Source organism: Streptomyces sp. NPDC031210 (assembly GCF_055570395.1).
In genome coordinates, this window is the sequence record NZ_JBVIHH010000039.1 from 1 (window position 1) to 1274 (window position 1274).

The 1274-nt window shown below is 67.6% G+C and carries 1 protein-coding gene; it reads right to left on the reverse strand.

Annotated features, from left to right (window positions below; translation table 11 throughout):
- The coding region (locus ACZ45Z_RS33230; RefSeq protein WP_468370608.1) for a condensation domain-containing protein at nucleotides 1–1274 on the reverse strand (1274 nt) is incomplete at both ends.

Consider the following 1274-nt stretch of genomic DNA (forward strand, 5'->3'; position numbering starts at 1 on the left):
ATGTAGGCGATGCGGTCGGCGGGGTAGGTCAGGTCCAGCGGTACGTAGGCGGCGCCGGTTTTGACGATGGCCAGGATCGCCACCACCAGGTCCAGACTGCGGGGAAGCGCGATGGCCACGTACTTCTCGGGCCCGGCGCCCTGGGCGATGAGGTGGTGGGCGAGTTGGTTGGCGCGGGTGTTGAGTTCGGTGTAGGTGAGCTCGGTGCCGTCGTGCTCCACGGCGGGCGCGTCGGGGGTCAGAGCCACCTGTGCCTCGAACAGCTCGGCCAGCGTGGCGTCAGGCACGTCACGGGCGGTGTCGTTCCACCCATGGAGCAACAGCTCCCGCTCCTGCGCGGAGAGGATGTCCAGCTCCTCGATGGGGCACGCGGCGTTCTCAACGGCGTTGCGCAGCAGCCGCTCCAACCACGCCGCGACGTTCTCGGCGGTCTGCCGGTCGAAGACATCGGTGGCGAATTCCACCGCTCCCCGTACACCTGATGGCGCACCGCTGCTGTCGTGCTGTTCTTCCACGTCGAAGGAGAGGTCGAACTTGGCCGACGCAACGTCCAGCGCATAGTGCTGCGCTGTCAGTCCGGGCAGTTCCAGTTCGGCGTCGTTGTTCTGGAACGTGAGCATCACCTGGAAGAGAGGGTGATGCGACAGCGAGCGCGTGGGGTTGACGATCTCCACCAGCCGCTCGAAGGGCACGTCCTGGTGGGTGTAGGCGGCGAGGTCCGTCTTCCGCACTCGCCCGAGGAGTTCGGCGAAGGTGGGGTTGCCGGACGTGTCGTTGCGCAGAACGAGGGTGTTGATGAAGAACCCGACGAGGTTGTCGAGTGCGTCGTCGGTCCGGCCGGCGATGGCCGAGCCGATGGGGATGTCGGTGCCCGCGCCGAGCCGGGTCAGCAGTGCGGCGATACCGGCCTGGACGACCATGAAGACACTGACCTGGTGTTCGCGCGCCAGACGGGTGATGCCCTGGTGGAGGTCGGTGTCCCAGGCGAAGGGAACACTGTCGCCCTCGTGTGTGGCCACTGCCGGCCGGGGGCGGTCGGTGGGGAGTTCCAACTGTTCGGGGAGTGCGGTCAGCGTGGTGCGCCAGTAGTCGATCTGGCGGGAGATGACGCTGTTCGGGTCGCTCTCCTCGCCTAGGACCTCGCGCTGCCAGAGGGTGTAGTCGGCGTATTGCACTGGCAGTGGCGTCCACTGCGGGGTGGTGCCGTCGCGGCGTGCGGTGTAGGCGGTGGACAGGTCGTGGGCGAGGGGGGCCAGGGAGGCGCCGTCGCTGAC